Origin of the sequence: Amycolatopsis anabasis, assembly GCF_009765355.1 — a bacterium.
In the GTDB taxonomy this organism is placed as follows: domain Bacteria; phylum Actinomycetota; class Actinomycetes; order Mycobacteriales; family Pseudonocardiaceae; genus Amycolatopsis; species Amycolatopsis anabasis.
The window spans coordinates 172,294-196,333 of record NZ_VTHK01000005.1 but is presented as its reverse complement, the minus strand read 5'-3'; the positions used below and the strand labels follow the sequence as shown (position 1 = coordinate 196,333).

16 protein-coding genes are annotated in these 24,040 nt (G+C 71.1%); 4 read left to right on the top strand and 12 right to left on the bottom strand.

All coding sequences use genetic code 11. From position 1 onward, the window contains the following. Positions 1-50 precede the first annotated feature (50 nt). Entirely contained in the window at positions 51-1,442 is a 1,392-nt protein-coding gene (locus FXO23_RS09025) for a WS/DGAT/MGAT family O-acyltransferase (protein WP_158882830.1), read from the bottom strand. Between the two features lie 59 nt (positions 1,443-1,501). On the opposite strand from FXO23_RS09025, the gene FXO23_RS09020 reads away from it, so the two are divergent. Beyond that, positions 1,502-2,728: an alpha/beta hydrolase gene (locus FXO23_RS09020; protein ID WP_158882828.1), complete on the top strand. Its 1,227-nt coding sequence runs from the start codon at positions 1,502-1,504 to the stop codon at positions 2,726-2,728. A gap of 60 nt (positions 2,729-2,788) precedes the next feature. Here the strand turns inward: FXO23_RS09020 and FXO23_RS09015 are convergent, their stop codons facing one another. Both FXO23_RS09015 and FXO23_RS09010 read right to left on the bottom strand, forming a co-directional pair. Beyond that, positions 2,789-5,413, bottom strand: coding sequence for a DEAD/DEAH box helicase (locus FXO23_RS09015; RefSeq protein ID WP_158882826.1), 2,625 nt, complete (start codon positions 5,411-5,413; stop codon positions 2,789-2,791). A 104-nt stretch (positions 5,414-5,517) separates the two neighbouring features. After that, entirely contained in the window at positions 5,518-7,659 is a 2,142-nt protein-coding gene (locus FXO23_RS09010; protein WP_179956724.1) for an acyl-CoA dehydrogenase family protein, read from the bottom strand. 152 nt (positions 7,660-7,811) lie between these two features. Here FXO23_RS09010 and kstR point away from each other — a divergent pair, with 152 nt between their 5' ends. Together kstR and FXO23_RS09000 are read left to right on the top strand one after the other, a co-directional pair. Beyond that, positions 7,812-8,453: a cholesterol catabolism transcriptional regulator KstR gene (gene kstR / locus FXO23_RS09005; RefSeq protein ID WP_158882822.1), complete on the top strand. Its 642-nt coding sequence runs from the start codon at positions 7,812-7,814 to the stop codon at positions 8,451-8,453. A gap of 40 nt (positions 8,454-8,493) precedes the next feature. Beyond that, complete coding sequence (locus tag FXO23_RS09000) at positions 8,494-9,738, top strand: GNAT family N-acetyltransferase (protein ID WP_158882813.1); 1,245 nt, start codon at positions 8,494-8,496, stop codon at positions 9,736-9,738. A 5-nt stretch (positions 9,739-9,743) separates the two neighbouring features. Here the strand turns inward: FXO23_RS09000 and FXO23_RS08995 are convergent, their stop codons facing one another. The 5 genes from FXO23_RS08995 to icmF all read right to left on the bottom strand — a co-directional run bounded on the left by FXO23_RS08995 (position 9,744) and on the right by icmF (position 16,820). Continuing rightward, positions 9,744-10,637, bottom strand: a complete 894-nt coding sequence (locus FXO23_RS08995; RefSeq protein ID WP_158882811.1) for an alpha/beta hydrolase — start codon at positions 10,635-10,637, stop codon at positions 9,744-9,746. A 33-nt stretch (positions 10,638-10,670) separates the two neighbouring features. After that, positions 10,671-11,660, bottom strand: coding sequence for a TIGR03557 family F420-dependent LLM class oxidoreductase (locus tag FXO23_RS08990; RefSeq protein WP_158882809.1), 990 nt, complete (start codon positions 11,658-11,660; stop codon positions 10,671-10,673). 72 nt (positions 11,661-11,732) lie between these two features. Further along, complete coding sequence (locus tag FXO23_RS08985) at positions 11,733-12,563, bottom strand: LLM class F420-dependent oxidoreductase (RefSeq protein WP_158882807.1); 831 nt, start codon at positions 12,561-12,563, stop codon at positions 11,733-11,735. Positions 12,564-12,677: 114 nt separating this feature from the next. Further along, positions 12,678-13,496, bottom strand: coding sequence for an LLM class F420-dependent oxidoreductase (locus FXO23_RS08980; protein ID WP_158882805.1), 819 nt, complete (start codon positions 13,494-13,496; stop codon positions 12,678-12,680). 87 nt (positions 13,497-13,583) lie between these two features. Beyond that, positions 13,584-16,820 (bottom strand): fused isobutyryl-CoA mutase/GTPase IcmF, encoded by a 3,237-nt coding sequence (icmF, locus tag FXO23_RS08975; RefSeq protein WP_158882803.1) that lies wholly within the window; start codon positions 16,818-16,820, stop codon positions 13,584-13,586. A gap of 128 nt (positions 16,821-16,948) precedes the next feature. On the opposite strand from icmF, the gene FXO23_RS08970 reads away from it, so the two are divergent. Beyond that, positions 16,949-17,767, top strand: a complete 819-nt coding sequence (locus FXO23_RS08970) for an NmrA family NAD(P)-binding protein (protein WP_158882801.1) — start codon at positions 16,949-16,951, stop codon at positions 17,765-17,767. Positions 17,768-17,891: 124 nt separating this feature from the next. Here the strand turns inward: FXO23_RS08970 and FXO23_RS08965 are convergent, their stop codons facing one another. Genes FXO23_RS08965 through FXO23_RS08950 form a run of 4 tightly spaced genes read right to left on the bottom strand, consistent with a single transcriptional unit; the run spans position 17,892 to position 23,226 of the window. Next, on the bottom strand, positions 17,892-18,455 hold the full coding sequence (locus FXO23_RS08965; RefSeq protein WP_158883066.1) for a GTP-binding protein: 564 nt from the start codon (positions 18,453-18,455) through the stop codon (positions 17,892-17,894). 28 nt (positions 18,456-18,483) lie between these two features. Then, entirely contained in the window at positions 18,484-19,197 is a 714-nt protein-coding gene (locus tag FXO23_RS51490) for a DUF742 domain-containing protein (RefSeq protein ID WP_246257052.1), read from the bottom strand. 7 nt (positions 19,198-19,204) lie between these two features. After that, positions 19,205-19,657 (bottom strand): roadblock/LC7 domain-containing protein, encoded by a 453-nt coding sequence (locus tag FXO23_RS08955; protein ID WP_158882799.1) that lies wholly within the window; start codon positions 19,655-19,657, stop codon positions 19,205-19,207. Further along, positions 19,654-23,226 (bottom strand): nitrate- and nitrite sensing domain-containing protein, encoded by a 3,573-nt coding sequence (locus FXO23_RS08950; RefSeq protein ID WP_158882797.1) that lies wholly within the window; start codon positions 23,224-23,226, stop codon positions 19,654-19,656. The genes FXO23_RS08955 and FXO23_RS08950 overlap by 4 nt, the downstream gene beginning before the upstream one ends. Positions 23,227-24,040 lie beyond the last annotated feature (814 nt).

Sequence of the window (24,040 nt, the reverse complement as noted above, 5' to 3'; positions counted from 1 at the left end):
CTAGTCTTAACCACGCGGGTGGTTCCCGGCAACCCCGGGGTTGGTTGGCCTCAGGCGCGCGGAGATGCCGCGAGAAGCTCCTGGAGAGCCTGCGGGAAGGCGTCCGCGAGCCCCCACAGATCTGGAACGAGTTCTCGTGCGCCGAGGAGGCCGATGTCGACCTTGCCCGCGTTGGACAGCACGGTGGCGTTGAGCCCCGCGCCGTGGAAGACCGGGCCCAGCGGGTACATCCCGGTGATCCGCGCGCCGAGCAGGTACAGCGGCATCGGCGGGCCGGGCACGTTCGAGATCACCAGGTTGTGCACCACCGGATGCCGTTCGGCCAGCCGGAGCGCGGAGTAGGCGCGCACGGCGAGGCCGAAGACGGTCGGCGCGGCGAACTGCGCCCAGTCCTGCAGCATGTCGGCGTCGATGGAGTGGTGGTGGGCCTTCGCGACCCGGTTGCTCTCGGCCAGGGTGAACACCCGCGCCGCCGGATCGGCCAGATGCGTCGGCAGGGAGGCGAAGAACGCCGAGACCTTGTTGCTGCCGCCCGCCCGTTCGGTGCGTTCGTGCACCGACACCGGAACCGTCGCGACCAGCGGATCGGCGGGCAGTTCGCCGCGTTCGGCGAGGAACTCGCGCAACGCGCCCGCCACCAAGGCGAGCACCACGTCGTTCACGGTCACTCCGAACGCGTTCTTGATCCGCTTCACGTCGGCCAGGTCGACCTGGGCGTAAGCCACGCTGCGGTGGCCGGTGATGGTGCCGTTGAGCGAGGTCCGCGGCGCGGTGAACGGGACGGGCATCCCCTTGCCGCGCAGCGTGCGCCCGAGCCAGCGCGGCACCATGGCGGCCAGCCCCGGCAGCAGCTTCGCGGCCTGGACCGGGCGCCCGACCAGTGCGGTCACGCTCTCGCGCAGCTCGGCCAGCGGGTTGGGCGCGGTCGTGTTCCGCCGGTCCTCGAGTCGCGGCGGCGGCGCGTCCGGGGCGAGCCCGGCGAGGTGCGAGACCAGGTTCGCCCCGCTGACCCCGTCCACGCCGGCGTGGTGCATCTTCACCATCAGCGCGATCGAACCGTCGGCCAGGCCCTCGATGACGTACATCTCCCACAGCGGCCGCGACCGGTCGAGCGGCTGGCCCGCGATGTGGGCGCACAGCTCGGCCAGTTCGTGGCGGTCGCCCGGCGCGGGAACGCCGATCCGGTGCACGTGGTGGTCGAGGTCGAACTCCTCGTCCTCGATCCAGCCGGGGTGGGTGAAGTTCAGCAGCGGTTTGCACAGTTTGCGCCGGAATTCCGGAATCAGCGCCACCCGCTCGGCGAGCCGCTCCTGGAACCGGTCGAACGCGTAGCCGCCCGGCATCGTCGAGCCGTCCAGGGTGACCAGCGCGCAGACGTGCAGCAGCTGCGACGAGGTCTCCAGGTAGAGGAAGCTCGCGTCGAGCCCGCTGAGTCGCTGCATGCGGCCAGCGTAAGCGACGTCCTGTGCCGATCTTGTTTACACCGTTAAGATCACTCGGCATGCGGCCGAAATTCGTGACCCGCAGGGCACTCCAGCTCGGGCTCACCGCCAACGCGCTACGCCCGGTGCGCGGCGAGCGGGCGGCGATTCCGGCGTTCTTCGCGGGCTGGCTCACCGGCGAACTCGCCCCGCACCTGCTCGCGCTGAACCTGGCCGACACGGCCGCCCACCTGGCCCGGCACGGCGCCCGCACGCGCGCCGACCGGATCGGGCTGGCGCTGTCCGCGCTCACCACGGCCGGTCTGGGGGCCCTCATCGCGTCCTCGCAACGCGCCCGAGGCGAGGTGGAGAACGCCCTGGTCGAGGCGCTGGGCCCCGGTTACGAGGGCGCGCTCGAGCACCCGCCGGACCCGGCCGATCTGGCGACGCCGTGGGGGCAGCTCGCGCTGCCGTTCCGGATGCGCAACCCCCGGGTGCGCCGGACCCGCGACATCGCCTACGCCCCCGGTGGCAAACGCTTCCTCCTCGACATCTATCGCCCCCGCGAGGAGGTGACCGGCCGCCCGGTGCTGCTGCAGGTGCACGGCGGCGCCTGGATGATCGGCAACAAGGACCAGCAGGGACTGCCGCTCATGCTGCACATGGCCGAACGCGGCTGGGTGTGCGTGGCGATCAACTACCCCCTTTCCCCGGCGGCCCGCTGGCCCGAGCACATCGTCGCCGCCAAACGCGCGGTCGCCTGGATCCGGGAGAACATCGCCGAGCACGGCGGTGATCCCTCGTTCCTCGCGGTGACCGGCGGTTCGGCGGGCGGGCACCTGTCCGCGCTGCTCGCCCTCACCGCGGACGACCAGGGCCTGCAACCCGGTTTCGAGGACGCCGACACCACGATCCAGGCCTGCGCGCCGCACTACGGCGTGTACGACTTCGCCGCGACCAGCGGCTCCCGGGCGAGTTCGACCCGCCTCAAGACCCTGCTGGCCCGGTACGTCGTGGGCAAGGATCCGGTCGAGTTCCTCGACGACTACATCGCCGCCTCACCCCTGGACCGGGTGACCGAGAAGGCGCCGCCGTTCTTCGTGATCCACGGCGAACGGGACTCGCTCGTGCCGGTGCGCGAGGCCAGGGAGTTCGTCCGGCGGCTGCGCGAGGTGGCCCGCGAACCGGTGGCCTACGCGGAACTGTCCGGGGCCCAGCACGCGTTCGACATCTTCCCGTCGATCCGCAGCGCCCACGTGGTCCGCGGCGTCCAGCGCTTCCTGGAATGGGCCCACGCCCGGTCGTGAGTGGACAGACCGGTTCTAACCGGTCGAAACACTCACGACCGCGCCCGCCGGTAACTGGGGTCATCGGTCACCGCCGAGACGGACGAGGTCGGCGAGTTCGTCGTCGGTGAGTTCGGTGATCCAGTTCTCGCCCGCGCCGACCACGGATTCGGTGAGGTCGCGTTTGCGCTCGAGCAGGCCGGCGATCCGTTCTTCCAGCGTGCCCTCGGCGATCAGCCGGTGCACCTGCACCGCGCGGTCCTGGCCGATGCGGTACGCGCGATCGGTGGCCTGATCTTCCACGGCCGGGTTCCACCACCGGTCGTAATGGATCACCTGGGTGGCCCGGGTGAGGTTGAGCCCGACCCCGCCGGCCTTGAGCGACAGCAGGAACACCGGCGTCTCCCCGGCCTGGAACCGGCGGACCAGATCCTCCCGCCGCTCGGGCGGCGTCGCCCCGCTCAGCAGGGCGGCGGTCACCCCGCGCTCGGCCAGCCTGGCCTCCAGCAACCGGCACAACCGCACGTACTGGCTGAACACCAGCACGCTCTCCCCGGCCCCGAGCACGACGTCGAGCAGTTCGTCGAAGGCGTTGAGCTTCCCCGATCTGCCCTTCAGCGGGCCGTCCTGCTTGAGGAAGTGGGCGGGGTGGTTGCAGATCTGCTTGAGCTCGGTGAGCATCTTGAGCACCTGGCCCCGCCGCTGCACCCCCGCCGCCGCCCGGATCATCGCGAGGTTCTCCCGCACCACGGCCTCGTACAGGGTCGCCTGCTCGGTGGTGAGCGGTACGAACCGATCGGTCTCGGTCTTGCGCGGCAGCTCCGGCGCGATGTCGGGATCGGTTTTCTTGCGCCGCAACAGGAAGGGCCGGACCGTGGCGGCCAGCCGCTCGGCGACCGCGGGATCGCCGCCGCGCTCGACCGGCCGGGCGACCTTGCGCCGGAAATGATCCAGCGAACCGAGCAGGCCGGGTGTCGTCCAGTCCACAATGGACCACAGTTCGGTGAGATGGTTCTCCATGGGCGTGCCGGTGAGCGCCACGCGCGCGGCGGAGGGCACCCCGCGGAGCGCGGCCGCGGTGGCCGAACGCGGGTTCTTCGCGTGCTGTGCCTCGTCGGCCGCCACCAGGCCCCAGTCCACCCGCGCGAGCGCACGATCCCGGCGCAGCACCCCGTACGTCGCGAGCACCACCTCGTCGGGCGCGAGGCCGTCCAGGTGGCGCCCGTCGCCGTGGAACCGGCGCACCGGAACCGCGGGGGCGAACCGCGTGAGCTCGCGTTCCCAGTTGCCCAGCAACGAAGTCGGGCAGAGCACCAGGGTGGGCCCGGCGGCGAGCGCGCGGCGGTGCAGGTGCAGCGCGATGAGCTGGATCGTCTTGCCCAGCCCCATGTCGTCGGCCAGGCACCCGCCGAGACCGAGCTCGGTCATGGTGGCCAGCCACGCCAGCCCGGTGCGCTGGTACGGGCGCAGCGTCGCCCGCAGGTCCGGAGCGGGTTCGATCGCGCGCTCGGTGCTCGTCTTCAGCCGCGCGGCCAGCCCGGCCAGGCTGTCGTCGGGGACGAAGTCGACCCGCTCGCCGCCGACCTCCAGCGTGCCGGTGAGCGTGGCCGCGAGCGCCTCGGCCGTGGTCAGCACGTGCTCGGAACCGCGGGCCTTGAGCCGCACCGCGCGGTCGACGCGCACCCATTGCCCGCGCAGCCGCACGATCGGCCGCTTGGCCTCGGCCAGTTCGGCGACCTCGCGCTCGTCGAGGACCTCCCCGCCCACGCTGAGCTGCCAGCGGAACCGCAGCAGGTCCTTCATGCCGAACACCGGCGGGGCCCCGCTGCGCGGCGGCTGGACGCTGGCCCGTGATTTCACCTCGGAAGCGAACAGGTCCCGGGGCCAGAGCACCTCGATCCCGGCCTTCTCCAGGGCCCGGCGGCCGGACACGAACAGGTCGACCAGCTCGTCCCCGTCCAGCTCGAGCTCGGCGGGCACCGGATCCCGCGCCGCGCGCTCCAGCGGCGGCCACGCCCCCGCCGCACCCCGAACCCCCAGCAGCAGCTGGGTTTCCGGCTGCCCGCCGAACCGGCCGAGCACGGCCCGCGGGGTGCCCGCGAATTCCGCCGCGTCCAGCACGAGGCTCGGATCCGCGGCACTGCGCAACGCGAACACCACGGCGAACGTTTCGTCCGGCCGGGTCTCCACCCGCAGCAGCAGCGTCGCCGCCGAGCGGGCCGGGACCAGGAAGTCCGCGGTGGCATCCCACAGCGCGCGCACCAGGGATTCCGGCGAGTGCAGGCGGATGCGTTTGAGCCCGGACAGCGGGAGCGCCTGGGCCTCCGGTGGCAGCGCCGCCGCCAGTTCGCGCAGGCGGGTCTCGTCGGCGGAATCGAGCGGGCCGACCCGCCACCCGTCCCCGCCGCCGGGCGCCCTCGCGGGTTGCAGGCGCCCGCGATCGATCAGCCGCACCCCGGCGGCCACCGCCGCGGACCACGCCGCCAGCGCGGGACTCGCCCGCGCGTCCGGCCCGAGCAGCCGGGGAATCGCCTCGGCGAGCGGAAGCACGCGAGCGTCCACTGTGGTGCGCCGGAACGAGGAGCCCGCGGGCAGGGCCAGCTCGATCCGCGTGCCGCCTTCGGCGCCGCCCCACAGCGCGAGCACGCCTTCGCGGGGCGGATCGGAGGGCACGTAGATCGCATGGGTACAGGTGGTGATTCGCACGTCACGGACGCTAGCCGGGGTCCCCGACAGAATCGGGGACGCGGTGTCATGAGGGGACCCCTCCGGGCAGAAATCGTCAGGAGGGGACCCCTCATGACACGAGATCAGCCTCGAGGCAAGCCGAGGAGACGTTCGGCGGCCAGGTTGAGCAGGATCTGGGTGGTGCCCCCGGCGATGCTCAGGCACCGGGTCAGCAGGAACTCGTGCTGGACCGGGGAAGTGGAACCGGTGACCAGGAGGCCCTCGGTTCCGTGCAGGTCGAGCGCGAGTTCGGCGGCCGCTTGCCGGTGCCGCACGCCGATCAGCTTGCGCACACTGGATTCCGGGCCGGGGTCCTGGCCGTCGAGCCGCCGCAACGTGGTGCGCAGGTCCAGCAGGGAACCGGCCGAACCGTCCGCGATCAGCCCGCCGAGACGATCCGCCACGACCGGATCCGGCCGCGGGCCCACCGATTCCAGCAGGTCCTCGACCGCCTCGCCGATCGACGATCCCCCGCCCATCGCGACGCGTTCGTTGGCCAGCGTGGTCCGCGCGAGTTTCCAGCCCCCGTTGACCGCACCGACCACATCGGAATCGGGGACGAAGACATCGGAGAGGAAGACCTCGTTGAACATCTCGTCACCGGTGATCTCGCGCAGCGGCCGGATGTCGATGCCCGCCGCGCGCATGTCGACCAGGAAATAGGTGATGCCCTTGTGCTTGGGCGCGTCGAGATCGGTCCGGGCCAGGCAGATCGCCCAGTCCGCCTCCCGCGCGCGGGAGGTCCACACCTTCTGCCCGGTGATCCGCCAGCCACCGTCCACTTTGGACGCCTTGGTGCGCAGCGAGGCCAGGTCGGAGCCCGCGCCGGGTTCGCTGAACAGCTGGCACCAGGAGATCTCGCCGCGCAGCGTCGGCCCGACGAACCGGTCCTGCTGCTCCGCCGTCCCGTGTTCCAGGATCGTCGGCACGGCCCAGGCCCCGATGACCAGATCCGGTCGCCGCACCCCGGCCCGGTCGAGTTCCGCGTCGATCACCAGCTGCCGCGCGGGCGAGGCGTCCAATCCGTACGGCGCCGGCCAGTGCGGGGTGAGGAAACCGGTCTCGGCGAGCCGGATTCGCTGCTCCGGCTCGGGCAGGGCGGCGATCTCGGCGGCGGTGGCGCGCACCTCGTCGTCGTGGTGCGCGGTCAGGTCGACGGTCAGCCGCCGCCGCGTGCCGGACAGCGCGAGCGTCGCCGCCCGGCCCCGCCACCACGCGGAACCGCCGAGCAGCTGGCGCAGCGCGACCGCGCGGCGCAAGTAGAGGTGGGCGTCGTGTTCCCAGGTGAACCCGATCCCGCCCAGCACCTGGACGCAGTCCTTCGCGTTGTCCACCGCGGCATCCAGCGCGCGGGCCCCGCCCACCGCCGCGGCGAGCGCGTGCTGCCCGGGTTCCCCGGCGGCGCGGGCCGCGTCCCAGGCGAGCGCCCCGGCCAGTTCGGCGCGGCACAGCATCTCCGCGCACAGGTGCTTGACCGCCTGGAAGGAACCGATCGGGCGGCCGAACTGCTCGCGCACCTTCGCGTACTCGGTCGCCGTGCGCAGGCACCACCCCGCGACTCCGGCGGCCTCGGCGGCGGCCAGGGTCACCGCCAGCTCGCGCACCCGGTCGTCCCGCAGGGGCAGCACGACCGCGTGCGGCACCTGGACTCCGGCGAGTTCGACGTGGCCGACCGAACGCGAAAGGTCGAACGATTCGGCGGGTTCGACGCGCATCCCCGGGGTGTCCGGACCGAGTACGAACCACACCGGTTCGCCCTCGGTCCGCGCGGCGAGCACCAGATGCGCCGAACCGTCCGCGTCCAGCACCGGGCCGACGCGGCCGCGCACTTCGTATCCGTCCGCGGTCGCGGTGGCGGTCGCGGTGCCCGGGTCGAGGGCCACGGCGGCGTGCGCTTCGCCCTCGGCGAGGTCGGCGGCCAGTGCGTGGGCGATCGGCGAGCCCTCGGGCAGCAAGAGCCCGGCCAGCAGGCTGCCGAAGAGCGGCCCCGGCACGAGCGCGGCCGCGGCCTCCTCCAGCCCGGCGGCGAGGTCGGCCACCCCGGCCCCGGCGCCCCCCAGGTCCTCCGGCACGGCGATCGCGAACAGGCCGATCCCGGCGAGTTCGCCGCGCAGGTCCGCGTGCCGTTCCGGGCCGCGCGCGAACTCCACCGGATGCCGGTTCGCCGCCCAGGAGCGGATCGACGCCGCCAGGGCGCGCTGTTCCTCGGTGATCGCGATCGGCACGGGTCCTCCTCGGCGGCGCACGGGCGACGGCATGGTCATTATAGAACGTGTTTCAGTTTTCCACCGAAAAACCCGCGACTTGAACACAGCACGGAGTTGGGTACGCTACGCTGCGAAACTGAAACAAGTTCCGGATACAGGGGGACCTGTCGATGGCCGGCAAGCCGAAGTCGCCCACCCAGTCCAAGGGGCGGGGCGCCAACGGAATCAGCGCGATCAGCAACGAGGAGCTGGGTTCCGCGGCGCAGCGTGACCGCCGCAAGCGGATCATCGACGCGACCCTGGCCCTGGCCGCCAAGGGCGGCTACGACGCGGTGCAGATGCGCGCGGTCGCCGAACGCGCCGATGTGGCGCTGGGCACGCTGTACCGGTACTTCCCGTCCAAGATCCACCTGCTGGTGTCCGGGCTCGCGCGGGAGTTCGAGCGCGCGCACGACAAGCTGGAGCGCATCGCCATCCCCGGGGACACCCCGAGCGAGCGGCTGATCTTCGTGCTCGGCCGCAACACCCGGATGATGCAGCGCGACCCCCACCTGACCGAGGCGATGGTCCGCGCGTTCATGTTCGCCGACACCACCGCGGCGGCCGAGGTGGAGCAGGTCGGGCGGTTGATGGAGAACATGTTCGCCCAGGCGATGGGCATCGACGAGCCCACCGAGGCGGACCGGGACATCTTCCACCTCATCGCGGACGTGTGGATGGCGAACCTGGTGGCCTGGGTGACCCGCCGCGCCTCCGCGGCCGACGTGGCGAACCGCCTCGAGCTCTCGGTCCACCTGCTCCTGGACAAGTAATTCGATCGCGCCGCGGCGCGCGGTCGGTTACACAGGCGGGGTGGCAGATCCGTACCCGCTCCGCCCGATCCGCGAGCCCGAGTTCGTGCCGTGGGCGCGAATGACCTGCAACGTGTACGGCCAGGACTGGCGCGAAGGGGCCCTGCGCAACGCGCGGACCACCCTGGAGTTCGACCGCGCCCTCGCCGCGTTCGACGGTGACGCGATCGTCGGGGGCGCGGCGATCTTCCCGCGGTCGATGACCGTTCCCGGCGCCGTGCTGCCGGTCGCGGGGGTCACGCTGGTCGCGGTCGCCCCCACGCACCGGCGGCGGGGCATCCTCACCTCGTTGATGCGCAGGCAGTTCGCCGATCTGCACACCTCCGGCGAACCGGTCGCCGCGCTGAACGCCGCCGAAGCGACCATCTACGGCCGGTTCGGCTACGGCATCGCCACCCGCCTGGCCCGGTACCGCGGGGACAAGCGGTTCCTGCGCGTGCGCTCCGATGCCGACCTCGGCGGCGGGACCATCCGGCTGCTCGAGCGCGACGAGGCCCGGCCGCTGGTCGAGAAGGTCTACGACACGGCCCGCCTCGGCTCGGTCGGCTGGGTCGACCGGCCGGGCCGGTTCTGGGACGCCCGCCTGTACGACGAGGAGCACGTGCGCGACGGCGCGACCTCGCTGCGCTTCGCCGTGCACTCCGAGCCGGGCGGCGCGGTCACCGGGTACGCGCTCTACCGGCTCAAACCCGAATGGGACGAGACCGGCGACGTGAGCGAGGTGCGGGTCGTCGAGCTGGCGGCGCTGACCAGGCAGGCCTACGCCGCGGTGTGGCGGTTCCTGATCGAACTCGACGGGCACTTCCGGATCTCCTACGAGGGCGCGACCGACGAACCGCTGCCGCACCTGCTGACCGACCCCCGCGTCCTGCGCGCGAACGTGGTCGACAACCTGTGGGTGCGGCTGGTCGACGTCGGCCGGGCGCTCGCGGCCCGCCGGTACGCGACGCCGCTCGACGTGGTCTTCGAGGTCGAGGACGCCTGCTGCCCGTGGAACTCCGGGCGCTGGCGGCTGCGGGCCGAGGGTGACTCGGTCACCTGCGAACGCACCCGGAACGCCGCCGAGCTGCGGCTGTCGCCGGCCGAACTGGGCGCGGTGTACCTGGGCGGCACGACGTTCGCGTCCCTCGCGGCCGCGGGCCGGGTCGAGGAACTGCGGCCCGGTGCGGTGGCCCGGTGCTCGGTCGCCTTCCGCGGCGAGCGGGAACCGTTCCACCCCTCCGGCGCGGCGTTCCCCGCTTTCTGAGCGGTTCAGCGCGCCAGCAGGTGCCGCCGCAGGAAGTCGATCTGGTCGGTGACGGCCTGCTCGAACGCCGCGCCGACGTAGATGTCGAAATGCCCGACCGGGTAGCGGCGCACCTCGGTGGTCCGCCCCCGGCGCGCCGCCCGGAGCGTGGCGCGCGGCGGGGCGACGGTGTCCCGGTCGCACACCGCGACGAACACCGGGCACCGCAGCGAACGGAACCTGCGGCCGGGCCGGTACAGCGGGATGCGCAGACCGACGCGAGCGGCCACCTCGTTGGTGAACGGCTGTCCCTCGGGCACCAGGCGGAAGTAGCCCTCCACCACGTCGGGAGCGGTCATCAGCGCCGCCGAGCCCGGCGGACCGGCCAGCCCCACGCGCACCGGGGCGCGGCCGACCGCGCGGGCGAGTTCGTCGCGCAGCGCGCGGATCGACACCCGCGCCGCCGACCGCGGGCCCAGCGCCAGCGTCGAGGCGGGTCCGTCGGTGAACGGGCACTGCGAAACCACCGCCGCGACCCGGCCGTCCCGCGCGGCGGCCTCCAGCACGTGCCCGCCGCCGAAGGAACTGCCCCAGATCGCGACGCGATCGGTGTCCACGCCGTCGAGCGAGCGGGCGAAATCCAGCGCGCTCGCCCAATCCTCGAGCTGGGCGCCGATGTCGAGCAGTTGCCGGGGCTCGCCGCCGCTGGCCCCGAAGAACCGGTAGTCGAAGGCCAGCGCGGCGAACCCCGCCTCGGCGAACCGTTCCGCGTAGGCGGTCAGCCGCATCTCCTTGACGCAGCCGAGACCGTGGCCGAGCACCACCACCGGAGCGGCGCCGCCACCCTCGGGCCGGTAGAGCAAGCCCGCGCAGGGCGAACCGTGGGAATCGAACTCGACCGCGGCCGGGGTGATCGCCATGCACCGAACCCTACTGGCAAGTAGGGTCCGCCGCTACGCGGTGAGCTTCGGCAGCACCTCGCGGCCGAAGACCTCGATCCACTCGTCCTGGTTGCGGCCGACGTTGTGGACGTAGATGCGGTTGAACCCGGCGTCCACGAACTTCTGCAGCGCGGCGCGGTGAACGTCCGGATCGGACGAGACGACCATCCGGCCCTCGAAGTCCTCGGGGCGCACGAGCTTGGCCATCTGCTCGAAGTCGAACGGCGACCGGACGTCGGCCTTGGGGAACTTCATGCCCCCGTTCGGCCACTGGTTCAGGGCGTTCTGCCACGCCTCCTCGTCGGTGTTCGCCCAGGACAGGTGCACCTGCAGGAGCTTCGGCATGCTGTCCGGGTCCTTCCCGGCCTTCTTCGCGCCTTTGCCGAAGTTGTCCAGGATCCCGGCCAGCTTCTCCAGCGACGCGCCGGGCGTGATCAGCCCGTCGGCGAGCTCACCGGTCTTGCGCGAGGTGTACGGGCCCGCCGAGGCGATGTAGATCGGCGGCGGCGCGTCCGGCAGGGTCCACAGCCGCGTGGTGTGCAGCTTGAAGAACTCGCCGCTGTGCTTGACGTCCTTGCCGGTGAACAGCTTGTTGATGATCTCCAGCGCCTCGAACATCCGGCGCACCCGCTCCGGGGCCTCCGGCCAGTAGCCGCCGATGATGTGCTCGTTGAGCGCCTCACCGGACCCGATGCCCAGCCACGTCCGGCCCGGGTAGGTGGCCTCCAGCGTCGCGGCGGCCTGCGCCACCATCGCCGGGTGCAGCCGGAACGACGGGCAGGTCACGCCGGGACCGAGGTCACCGGTGGTGTTCTCGGCGAGCGAGGCCAGCACGCTCCACACGAACGAGGCCTCCCCCTGCGCCGGCACCCACGGCTGGAAGTGGTCCGCGGCCATCTGCCCGGAGAACCCGTGCTGCTCGGCCAGCGCGGCCAGGCGCACGGACTCCCGCGGCGAGAACTGCTCCAACGCCGCCGCAATGCCGATCTGAACTTCACTCACGAGCTGATCCAATCCTTCTCACCTGGTGTTTCCCACTCCGGAACTCAACCTACCCCGAACCGCGGGCGATCTTCATATGGCACTTTCGGCCACCTCGGCGAACTCGTCGAGCTTGGCGAGCGTCTCGTCTTCCGGCAGGGTCGGCAACAGGAACGTCACGCGGTCGGCGCCGCCCTCGGCGTAGTCGTCCAGTTTGGCCCGATCGGTACTCGCGCCGAAGACGGTGAAGTCCAGTCCGGTCCGGCCCCGCTCCTCGAGTCGCGCACGCACCCGGCGCAGCTGCGCGGCGTCGGCGTAGGCATGCGGCAGCCAGCCGTCGGCGTGTTCGGCGAGCCGGGCGAGCGCGCCCGGGCTCTCGCCGCCGACGAAGATCGGCGGATGCGGTTTCCGCACCGGCTTCGGCCACTGGAAGATCGGATCGAAGTCGACGAACTCGCCGTGGAACTCGGCCTCGTCCTTGGTCCAGATCTCCTTCAGGGCCGCCAGTTGCTCGTTGAGGAGGGCGCCGCGCTTGCGCGGATCGGTGCCGTGGTTGCGCATCTCCTCCTTGTTCCACCCGGCCCCGACGCCGAGGGCGACCCGGCCGCCGGAGATCAGGTCGAGCGAGGCGACCTCCTTCGCGGTGTGGATGACATCGCGCTGGATCTGCAGCAGGACGCCGGTCCCGAGCAGCAGGCCGGAGGTCACCGAGGCGACCGCGGCGAGGGTCACGAACGGGTCGACCGTCCGGTAGTAATACGCGGGCAGTTCCCCGCCGGCGGGATACGGCGATTCCCGCCGGACCGGAATGTGCGAATGTTCCGTGACGAACAGGGCGTCGAAACCCCTTTCCTCCACGGCTTTCCCCAGCGCGGCGGGCCGAATTCCTTCGTCTGTCACGAATGTCGCGATGCCGAACTTCATGTGTCGAGCGAACACGCGCCGACGGGCCGGTATTCCCCGCGGGTGCGTTGCCGGAGGAGGCACCTCCGGCAACGCACCCCGAGGCGCCGCCCCCAGGCGGCGCCTCGTCCCCCGTCACCGGTCGTTGTACTTGGCCAGTTCGTCGAGCTTGCGCAGCATCTGGTCCTCGGGCAGGTCTTCGATGAAGTGGACGATCCGGTTCACGCCCGCCTCGGCGTAGGCGTCCAGCGCGCCGAGATCGAACCCGGGGATCGTGAACTCCACGTCGGTGCGCCCCTTGTCGGCCAGTTCGGCGCGGACCTCGCGGATCCGCTCCGGGGTGACCTGACTGGAGGGGAACCACGCGTTGCCGTAGGCGGCCAGGCGGTTGAGCGCGGCCGGGCTGTCGCCGCCGACGTAGATCGGCGGATGCGGCGTCTGCACCGGCTTCGGCCACTGGAAGATCGGATCGAAGTCGACGTGCTCCCCGTGGAACTCGGCCTCGTCGTTGGCCCAGATCTCCTTCAACGCCGCCAGTTGCTCGTTCAGCAGGGCGCCCCGCTTGCGCGGATCCGTCCCGTGGTTGCGCATCTCCTCGCGGTTCCACCCCGCCCCGATGCCGAAGAGCACCCGGCCACCGGAGACCAGGTCCAGCGAGGCGACCTCCTTCGCCGTGTGGATGACGTCACGCTGGATCTGCAGCACGACGCCGGTGCCCAGACGCAGGTCGGTGGTCACCGCCGCGGCCGCGGTCAAGGTGACGAACGGGTCCAGGGTCCGGTAGTACATCTTGGGCATCTCGCCGCCGTCGGGGTAAGGCGTCTCCCGTTTCACCGGGATATGGGAATGCTCCGCGATGAACAGGGATTCGAAACCCCGCTCCTCCAGGGCCTTCCCCAAGGCGGCGGGCCGGATGCCTTCGTCGGTCACGAATGTCAGAACACCGAAGTCCATGTCATGGGCCAACCCGGGGCGTCCGGAGTTTGTTCCCGTCCCGGCGAACTGCCCCCGGAAGTGGCAGCACTTCCGGGGGCAGCGGGGTCACACGTTGCGGCGGTATTGGCCGCCCACCTCGAAGAACGCCTCGGTGATCTGGCCGAGCGAGCACACCCGCGCCGCGTCCATCAGCACGCCGAAGAGGTTGTCCCCGCGGGTCGCCGCCTCGCGGAGGGTCTTCAGCGCCTGCTGGGCCTCGTCGGCGTGCCGGTGCTGGAAGTCGGCCAGCCGGTCCAGTTGGGACTTCTTCTCCTCCTCGGTCGCCCGCGCCAGCTCGACCTCCACCTCGTCGGCGTCGGCGTTCGGGTTCCGGAACGTGTTGACGCCGATGATCGGCAGCGAACCGTCGTGCTTGAGCCGCTCGTAGTAGATCGACTCGTCCTGGATCTTGCCGCGCTGGTACCCGGTCTCCATCGCGCCGAGCACGCCGCCGCGTTCGGAGATCCGGTCGAACTCGGTCAGCACCGCCTCTTCCACCAGATCGGTCAGCTCGTCGATGATGAACGCGCCCTGCAACGGGTTCTCGTTCTTCGACAGGCCCCATTCCTTGTTGATGATCATCTGGATGGCCATCGCGCGGCGCACCGAGCTCTGGCTCGGCGTGGTGATCGCCTCGTCGAAAGCGTTGGTGTGCAAGGAGTTCGCATTGTCGTACAGCGCGCAGAGCGCCTGCAGCGTGGTGCGGATGTCGTTGAAGCTCATCTCCTGCGCGTGCAGCGAGCGGCCGGAGGTCTGCACGTGGTACTTGAGCTTCTGGGACCGCTCGTTCGCCCCGTACCGCTCGCGCATCGCGACCGCCCAGATCCGCCGCGCCACCCGGCCCAGCACCGAGTACTCCGCGTCCATCCCGTTGGAGAAGAAGAACGACAGGTTCGGCGCGAAGTCGTTCACGTCCATCCCGCGCGCGAGGTAGGACTCGACGTAGGTGAACCCGTTGGCCAGGGTGAACGCCAGCTGCGAGATCGGATTGGCCCCGGCCTCGGCGATGTGGTAGCCGGAGATCGACACCGAGTAGAAGTTGCGCACCCCGTGCTCGATGAACCATTCCTGGATGTCGGCCATCATCCGCAGCGAGAACTCGGTGGAGAAGATGCAGGTGTTCTGGCCCTGGTCCTCCTTGAGGATGTCCGCCTGCACGGTGCCGCGCACGTTGCGCAGCGCCCACTCCCGCAGCTCCGCGGCCTCCTCCGCGCTCGGCTCGCGGCCGTGCTCCGCGCGGAACGCGTCGAAGCGCTGGTCGATCGCGGTGTTCAGGAAGAACGCCAGGATCGTCGGCGCGGGGCCGTTGATCGTCATGGACACCGAGGTGCTCGGCGCGGTGAGGTCGAACCCGTCGTAGAGCACCTTCATGTCCTCGAGCGTCGCGATGGACACCCCGGACGTGCCGATCTTGCCGTAGATGTCCGGCCGCGTGTGCGGGTCGTGCCCGTAGAGCGTGACCGAGTCGAACGCGGTGGACAGCCGCTTCGCCTCGGAATCCGCGGACAGGTACTTGAACCGGCGGTTCGTCCGGAACGCGTCGCCCTCCCCGGCGAACATCCGCGCCGGGTCCTCCCCCTCCCGCTTGAACGGGAAAACGCCCGCGGTGTAAGGGAAGTAGCCGGGCAGGTGCTCGCGGCGCAGGAACGAGTACAGCTCGCCCGCGTCGGTGTAGCGCGGCAGCGCCACTCGCGGAATCCTGCTGCCGGACAGGGTTTCCCGCCAGAGCTGGGTGCGCAGCTCCTTGTCCCGGATCCGCACGACGAGTTCCTCGCCGCGATAGGACTCGGCCAGTTCGGCGTAGTGCTCGAGCAACTTCGTGGTGGCCGCGTCGACCTCGGCTTCGGCGTCGGTCAGCAGCCGCTCGATCGGCTCGGTGTCCGCGCCGTCGGCGGCCAGGGCGTCCCGCGCCGCGGTGAGCTGCGCCCGCCTGCGGATCGCGGCGGCCTGCTTCCGGGTGTCCTCGTGGTAACCGCGCACGGTTTCGGCGATGTCGGCCAGGTAGCGCGTCCGGTTGGCCGGGATGATCGTGCTGGCGTCGGTCGACACCTTGCCCTCGACCCGCGGCAGCACCCCGGCCGAAACCGATAACCCGCGCTCGGCCAGCGCGTCGCGCAGGTGCTGGTACAGCGCGGTGACGCCGTCGTCGTTGAACTTCGCCGCGCTCGTGCCGAACACCGGCATGTCCTCGGGCGCCGAGCCGAACGCCTCGCGGTTGCGCACCAGCTGGCGGGCCACGTCGCGCCGGGCGTCCTCCGCGCCCCGGCGCTCGAACTTGTTGATCGCCACCGCGTCGGCGAAGTCGAGCATGTCGATCTTCTCCAGCTGCGACGCGGCGCCGAATTCGGGCGTCATGACGTACAGCGACTGGTCGACGTAGTCCACGATGCCCGCGTCGCCCTGGCCGATCCCGGGCGTCTCCACGATCACCAGGTCGTAGCCCGCCGCCTTGCAGGCGAGGATCGACTCGGACAGCCCCGCCGGGATCTCGCCGCTGGTGGTCCGGGTCGCCAGCGAGCGGAAGTACACCGGGGAGCCATCGAGGCAGTTCATCCGGATACGGTCGCCGAGCAGCGCGCCGCCCCCGCGGCGGCGGGACGGGTCCACCGCCAGCACGGCGATGCGCAGCTTGTCCTCCTGGTCCAGCCGGAACCGGCGGATCAGCTCGTCGGTGAGCGAGGACTTGCCGGAACCACCGGTGCCGGTGATGCCGAGGACGGGCACCGTGCGCGCCTTGGCCGCCTCGGTGATCGCGGTCAGCCAGTCCGGCGGCAGCACTTCCCGCTGGAGCTGGGTGATGACCCGGGCGAGCGTGGGCACGTCCCCGGAGAGCAGCTGGTCAGGAGTGCGCGGCGCCTCGGCGGCGAGGTCGACGTCGCACGCCTTGATCATCGAGTTGATCATGCCGGGCAGGCCCATCTCGTACCCGTCCTCGGGCGAGAAGATCCGCGCGACACCCCGCGAATGCAGCAGGTCGATCTCCTCGCGCACGATGACGCCGCCACCACCGCCGAAGACCTTGATGTGCCCGGCCCCGCGCTCGTTCAGCAGCTCGACCAGGTAGCTGAAGTATTCGACGTGCCCGCCCTGGTAGGCGCTGATGGCCACGCCCTGCACGTCCTCCGAGATCGCGGCGGTGGCGACCTCGTCGACCGAGCGGTTGTGCCCCAGGTGCACCACCTCGGCCCCCTGCGACTGCAGGATGCGCCGCATGATGTTGATCGACGCGTCGTGGCCGTCGAAGAGGCTCGACGCGGTCACGAAGCGAACCGGGTTCACCGGCCGGTGCAGTTCACTGCTCATCCCTCCAAAATACTAGGACTTCCTACTATTTAGAAGCGCGGTCACCCGGTGACGGAGGTCTCACCTTGACCTGAACAATTGTTGAGGTCCTAGGTTCGAACCCCTAGCCGACGAAAGGACTGGGGACCATGACCTATCTCGTGACCGGCGCGACCGGGAACGCTGGACGCCAGGTGGTGGCGCACCTCCTGCGCAGGGGGCAGCGGGTGCGCGCGCTCAGCCGCAAACCGGATCGGGCCGGGCTGCCCGCGGAAGTGGAGGTCGTCTCCGGTGACCTCACCGCCCCGGACACGCTCGGCGCCGCCTTCGACGGTGTCACCGGCGTGCACCTGCTGACCGTCGGCGGGGACGACTACGCCACCCTGCGGACCGGCCCCGAGATCGCCGAACTGGCCGTGCGAGCCGCGGTCCGGCACGTCACGATCCTGTGGAACGGCGAGGTGGGGCCGGTGGAACGGGCCGTCGCGGACGCCGGGCTGGCGTGGACCCGGCTGCAGCCCGTCGACTTCATGAGCAACGCCCTGGCCTGGGCCGATTCGATCCGCGCCGAAGGCCTGGTCGAGGCGCCGTTCGGCAGCGTGCCGAATGCGGTCATCCACGAGGACGACCTCGGCGCGGTGGCGGCGGCGACGCTCGTCGAGGAGGGGCACGCCGGGCAGACCTACCACCTGACCGGCCCCGAGGCGCTGACCCCGCGGCAGCGGCTGGCCACGATCGGCACCGCGCTGGGCCGCGAGCTGGAGTTCGCCGAGCTCACCGAGGCGCAGGCGCGCGAACGCTGGCTCGCCGAAGGGATCGCCGAGGAACTGGTCGACGTGCTCGCGACCTGGGCGGGCAATCCGCCGCCGGCGGCCTACACGGTCTCGCCCGCGGTGGAAAGGATCCTCGGGCGACCGGCGCGCACCTTCGCCGGCTGGGCGGCCGAGCACGCCGACGCCTTCCGGTAACGATCCGCGCGGCGCCGGATCTCGGGGGAACAGAACGTCCGCGGGCGACCGCGCCCGGTCACCGATCGCGGCGCGGTGGGCCGCTTCCCGGACGCCTCCCGCCAGTGAAGTCGAGTGATCGGGTTCAGCGGGCTCCGGCCGAGCGCAGGGCGATCCACTGCCGCATGGCGTATTCGACCAGCGTGATCAGCGTCTGCTTGGTGGACTCGCGATCCCGGGCGTCACAGCGGACGATCGGGATGCTCGGGTCGATCGAGAGCGCCTCGCGCACGTCGTTGAGGTCGTGGTGCAGCACGCCGTCGAAGGTGTTCACGCCGACGATGTAGGGCAGGCCGCGGTCCTCGAAGAAGTCGACCGGCGCGAACGAGTCGGCGAGCCGCCGGGTGTCGGCGAGCACCACCGCGCCGATGGCGCCGCGTACCAGGTCGTCCCACATGAACCAGAACCGCTGCTGGCCCGGGGTGCCGAACAGGTACAGGATGAGGTCCGCGTCCAGGGATACCCGGCCGAAGTCCATGGCCACCGTGGTGGTGGCCTTGTTCGGCGTCGCGTCGAGGTTGTCGATGCCGGTGCTGGCGTCCGTCATCATCGCCTCGGTGGTCAGCGGCACGATCTCGGACACCGAACCGACGAACGTCGTCTTACCCGCACCGAAACCACCGGCCACCACGATCTTGGCCGAGGTCATGGTCGGCGGCGGGGTCTCCCGCGGTGTCTTATAGCCGACGGAGTCCACTCAAAACCCTTTCCATCAACATGAGATGTGCCTCGGCGCCGTCGTTCCCGGAAATGGTCCGGTGCACGGTGACCAATCCGGCGTCCGCCGCGTCACTGATCAGCACCCTGGCGACACCGAGCGGAACCCGAAGGATCGCCGCGAGTTCGGCGACCGAACGCGGTGCCCGGCATTCTTCCACGATCGAGCGGAACTCGATCTGCTCCGGCGCCACCTCGACGGCGGCACCGTCCTTGGTGGAGACCAGGGTCTCCAGCTCGAGTGCGTAGTTCGCCTTCGTGCGCCCGCCGGTGAGGGCATACGGGCGGACGACCGCGGTCTCCTCGGTCGCGCTGACCGGGGGAACCGCACGGTAATCGGGCTCCTGCGCGGGTTCGAACAGGCCGCCCGGGGCAGCGGGTGCGGCCGGTTCGGCGGCGGGCGTCACCGGCTCGGCCCATTCGCCGTGGGCGTCCGGTGGCCGGGTCTCCGCCGGCGGCTCGTTCTCATACTCTTCGTACGCCGCATGGCTGGCACGAGATTCCTTGTCCTTCTTTCGCTTCCGACGGCCGCGGCCGGAGTTCAGGGTGAAGCCGTTCAGGACGTCGGCGAACGTAGGATCGCTCCCGCTTCCGGCAGCGGAGCCGTGCCCTCCCTCCGGAGGCCGCCGGCCCGCTCCCGGCTCATCGCCGAAGAACTCGGATCCCGTGCTCATCGCGGCATCATCCCACCGGTTCGCCGATCAGCGAACCCCCAGCACCCTGAAGCTGCGCGCGCAGCTCGGGCGTCAGGATCTGCCCGACGCGGTCCACCAGCATGGTCATCTCGTACGCGACCTGCCCGATGTCGCAGTTCGGGGCGGCCAGCACCGCGAGGCAGGAGCCGTCGCTGATGGACATCAGCACCATGATGCCGAGCTCCATCTCCACGACGGTCTCGTTGACCGCGCCCGCCTCGAAGCAGCGCGCGGCGCCCTGGGTCAGGCTGACCAGCCCGGAGGCCACCGCGGCCAGCTGGTCCGCCCGGTCGAGGGGCAACCGGTTCGACGCGGTGAGCAGCAGGCCGTCCGCCGAAACGACGACGGCGTGCGCCACGCCCGGGACGCGCTCGGCAAAGTCATTGACCAGCCAGCCGAACTGATTCTGCTGGGGCTGGGCCGAATCCGACGGGGTCATTCACCCTCCATGGTTTCTTGGTTACCTTCGCTCGGCTGAGCGGTCCGATGCCGCCCTCGGCGGATCCCCTGCTGGAAACTACTCAACCGGCCGCGCACATCGTTCGGATCCCGTTCCGTTCGCGGCACCGCGGCCGCGCTCGCCGGAGCCGCGCTGCCCGGCATGAGCTGTTCGCCGCGGCGACGCCTCGGCAGCCCGGCCGCGGTGTAACCGGACGGCGCCGCCTGCGACACCGTCTTCACGGTCCGCCAGCCGTCGTCGCTGGCGAACGACCAGGCCGCGGTCGATTCGTTGGCGTTCTCGGTCTCGGCCTGCTTCGCGGCCGCCTGCCGGGCGAGGGTCTCGTCCTCCGGCTTGGGCCATTCGACCGGCGCCTGCGGCCAGTCGGCCTGCTGCGGCTCCTCGGCCTGCGGCTGCGGCGGCTGTTCGGCGTGCGCCTGAGGTTGCGGTTGCGGCTGTTCGGCCCGCGGCTGCGTTTTCGGCCGACGGGACGGCAGCGGGGACGGGCGCCGCTGCGGCAACGGCTGCTGCGCCGGTGGCGGCGCTTGGGCCGCGGGCGGTTCGGCCGCCGCCGGTGGCTGCGGCTGCGGCGCCGCCTGCTGCGACTGCGGTGGCTGCTGCTGCGGCGGCGCGGCAGGTGGTTGCGCTTGCGGTGCGGCCGGGGCCTGCTGTTGCGGCTGCTGCGGCGCCGGTGCCTGGTGGGCCGCCGGTGACTGCGGTTGCGGCTGCGCCGGTGACTGCGGTTGCGCCGCTTCCTCCGGCTGCTGCCGCGGTTTGCCGCTCGCCTGGCGACCGCGGTGCACACCCTGCTGGAAACTGCTCAACCGGCCACGCACGTCGGCCGGGTCCCGCACCGGCAGTTCGGACCGCTCGGCGGGAGTGTCCGTACTCGGCTTCTCCGCGGGCGTGGCGCTGCCGGGCAGCAGCTGCTCACCCCGGCGCCGCCGCGGCAGCCCGGCCTGCGTGAAACTCGACGGCTCGGTCTGCGAGATCGCCTGGACGGTCTTCCAGCTCTCGTCGGCCGCGAACGCCCAGCTCGTCGCGGGCTCTTCACCGGGTTGCTCCGCACCGGCCTTCTCCTCGGCGGCCGGGGCCGGTGGCTCCACCGCACGGAACCAGGCGGACAACGTCTCGTCGAAGATCGGCGTGGTCTCGGCGCGGGAAGCGCGGAGCTCCTCCTCCGCCTGCGCCGTCTCGCCCGCCGTGGTCGCCGCCTCGCTCCACCAGTCGCTCAGCGCGGTCTCGTCGTTCGCCGCGAACAACGCCTTTCCGCTCGGCAGGCCGTCGGCGGACGGTTCCTCCCGCGGCTCGGGTGCGGGCGGTGGCTCGGGCGGCGCGGCCGGTTCGGGGTCGGCCGGGGTGTCCTTGTCGATCGGGCTGAACAGCGCGGTGCCGGAGATCTCCAGATCCGACGGCGGCCGCGGCGCCTGCGCCCCGGCCCCGTTCGCCGAGCGGGCCTCCGGCGAACCGGCCTGCACGGGCACCCCGCCGGTCAGGTTCTGCAGCGCCCCGGCCCGGCTGGCGCCGTTGGCCGTCCGCTGGCGGCGGGGCAACGCGCCGGACGGCTGCGCCGGGACGTCGACCTGCGGCGACTGCGCCTGCGGCGTGGCCTGGCTGGGCCCGTCCATCACCAGGTCGGCGGGCACGGTCACGGTCGCGCGGACCCCGGTGATGTCCTTGCCGCCGTGCAGCGCGACGCCGATGTGGTGGCGGCTGGCCAGCCGCCCGACCACGAACAGGCCCATCCGGCGCGAGGTGGCCAGGTCGACCGTGGCGGCCTCGGTGAGCCGCGCGTTCGCGTCGGCGACCTCGGCCTCGTTCATGCCGATGCCCTTGTCCATGATGTCGACCACGAGCGCGCCGCCGTCGACGAACCGGGTCGCCACGGTCACCCGGGTCTCCGGCGCGGAGAACGCCGTCGCGTTGTCCAGCAACTCCGCGATCAACCGCATCAGGTCGCTCGCCGCGTAACCGACGATCCGCGCCTCGGGCGGCGGCTGCACCACGACCCGCTGGTACTGCTCGATCTCGGACACCGCGGCGCGCAGCACGTCCGTCGTGGTGACCGGGGCGCTGGACCGGCGGCCGGGTTCGGCGCCGGAGAGCACCATCAGGTTCTCGTTGTTGCGCCGCATCCGGGTGGCGAGGTGGTCGAGCTGGAACAGGGTGGCGAGCTGGTCGGCGTCCTCCTCGTCGCGCTCCAGCCGCTCGATCATCTGCAGCTGCCGCTGCACGAGGCTCTGGCTGCGGCGCGAGAGGTTGACGAACACCGCGCCGTACCCGGTCCGCATGGCCGCCTGTTCCACGGCGAGCCGCAACGCCTGGCTGTGCACGGCGTCGAACGCCCGGGCGACCTCACCGATCTCGTCGCCGTTCTCGACCGGCACCGGCTGGACGTCGGTGCTCTGCTCGCGGCCTTCCTGGATGTTCTGCACCGCGGCGGGCAGTTGCCGCTCCGCGACATCGAGCGCGCTCGCGCGCAGCACCCGCAGCGAACGCAGCAGCTGCCGGGTGATCAGGAAGACGACCGCGGCGGCCAGGACGAGCGCACCGAACAGCAGCACCGCGAGCAACCCGGCGCCACTGCTGGAATCCTCGACGAGTTTCGCCGAGGCGTTGCCGATCTGGTCGCCGAGCCGGGAACTGACGTCGTTGACCCGGCTGATGACCGCGCCGCTGCTGTCGGTCCACTGCTGGGCGTTGACGTCCCGGATCGGGTTCGTCTTGGCGCTCTTCTCCCCGAGCGCGGTCCGGACCAGCCCGTCGCGGGTCTGGAAGTTCGGACCCGCCACCGTGCTGTCGAAGTCCTGCCGCTGGGCCTGGGTCGCGGCGGCCCGGAAATCGGCCAGCCGGTCGGCGAGCCGGATTTCCGCGGTGCGCAACTGGTTGAGCTCGGTGGGCGCGAGCGTGCCGCGGGTGATGCCGTAGGAGACCAGGGCCTGCCCGAGGGACAGTTCCTCCTTGGCCACCTGGAGGTCGTGCAGCGCGCTCGGGGTGCCGCCGATCGCGTCGTCGCCGATTCCGGCCGCGAGCGCGGTGTCCAGTTTGAGCAGCGCGGTCGTCACCGCGGTGTATTCGGTGATCGACTGGACCGGTTCGAGCTGTCCCCCGCTGACCTGTTCGCGCAGGCCGCGCAGCCGGGCGAGCTGGTCGGACGCCTCCTTGCTCGGCCCGGCGATGCTGCCGTCGAACTCGACGGCCTTCTTCGCGGCGGTGTTCAGCTGGGCCACGGCCCGGTCGACCACGCCGCGCGTGGCGTCCAGTTCCGGCGAGCCGCTCGCGGTGCCCTGGCTGAGCAGCGCGGTGGTCTGCGTGCGCTCCCGCTGCAGGCCGTCGATGAGGGACCGCGCGTCGGCGCTGAGCGTGACCAGGCGGTCGATGCGCTGGTAGGTGTCCGAACGGTCCACCTGGTTGCGGATGGTGATCGCGCCGAGGATGAGGGCGATCACGATGGGCACGAGCGTAACCGCGCTGAGCTTGACCGGGATGCTCCAGGCACGCCACTGCACGAGCGCACGCCATCTCGACGGTCGCCGTGGCTGCTGGCCGAGGAGCTGTCCAACAGGCACTTGGCCTTCTCCTGCAACGGTCACGAAGGTGACTCCCTGTCCGGAATATCCGAGCTGTCCGGAATGTTGGCTGCTTTCTTTTCAATGCTCAAGCCACCACTCGAGCGCTGAGTCATGCGCAGACCCCAGTGCGCAGGCCAGCTCAAACCCGGTCTGTGCCGCATGGCTCTCCTCAGTCACTCGGTCGCGCCGCCACCAGCGCCGATCCGGGCCCGGCGGGCGTGGCACATCGCATCATGCGTTGTGCACGATCGTCGAGACAAGGTCGGAACTTTATCCATCACGGTGGGCGGCGTGGCCTGGGAATCCTACACCAATCAGACAAGGGGCAATTCCAGTCACTGAACGCCCGATGAGCTGCAATTATGGAGTTCTTGACAGTCCCCGGGGCACGACTCCGGCGGACAACGGGATCCGGCCACGCAATTCGGTTACGCTCGCGGCCGGGATTACGGGGCGTCATGTCACCCACATAGAGCAACGGACCCCTTCACTCGACCGTGCATCAGCACCGACCGTGCTGTAATCGGCCGACTACCGCCCAAACTTGCGCCCGATGTTGTGGCATTCCGCCCGTTGACCGGCCACGTTGGCGATTTCTTTCCGGATCTTGAGCCCCGCCAGGGGTTCTCCACATCTGAGGCCAGCGGACCCGGCACTCACCCGAGCGGAGCCACCCGGTCCGGCGACCGCCACCGACTGCAACTACAGTGAGTGATCGGCCGCCGGGACATGGCAGGGCACCGTCCACCCGTTGCCGGATTCGCGGGCACAGAATTAACTATGGGTTACTTTTGGCGTCACTATTACGAGT

Coding starts and splice junctions, on each gene's coding strand:
- FXO23_RS09025 (WP_158882830.1), bottom strand. CDS start 1,442: ATGCAGCGACTCAGCGGGCTCGACGCGAGCTTCCTCTACCTGGAGACC.
- FXO23_RS09020 (WP_158882828.1), top strand. CDS start 1,502: ATGCGGCCGAAATTCGTGACCCGCAGGGCACTCCAGCTCGGGCTCACC.
- kstR (WP_158882822.1), top strand. CDS start 7,812: ATGGCCGGCAAGCCGAAGTCGCCCACCCAGTCCAAGGGGCGGGGCGCC.
- FXO23_RS08995 (WP_158882811.1), bottom strand. CDS start 10,637: ATGGCGATCACCCCGGCCGCGGTCGAGTTCGATTCCCACGGTTCGCCC.
- FXO23_RS08985 (WP_158882807.1), bottom strand. CDS start 12,563: ATGAAGTTCGGCATCGCGACATTCGTGACAGACGAAGGAATTCGGCCC.
- FXO23_RS08980 (WP_158882805.1), bottom strand. CDS start 13,496: ATGGACTTCGGTGTTCTGACATTCGTGACCGACGAAGGCATCCGGCCC.
- icmF (WP_158882803.1), bottom strand. CDS start 16,820: ATGAGCAGTGAACTGCACCGGCCGGTGAACCCGGTTCGCTTCGTGACC.
- FXO23_RS08970 (WP_158882801.1), top strand. CDS start 16,949: ATGACCTATCTCGTGACCGGCGCGACCGGGAACGCTGGACGCCAGGTG.
- FXO23_RS08965 (WP_158883066.1), bottom strand. CDS start 18,455: ATGACCTCGGCCAAGATCGTGGTGGCCGGTGGTTTCGGTGCGGGTAAG.
- FXO23_RS51490 (WP_246257052.1), bottom strand. CDS start 19,197: ATGAGCACGGGATCCGAGTTCTTCGGCGATGAGCCGGGAGCGGGCCGG.
- FXO23_RS08955 (WP_158882799.1), bottom strand. CDS start 19,657: ATGACCCCGTCGGATTCGGCCCAGCCCCAGCAGAATCAGTTCGGCTGG.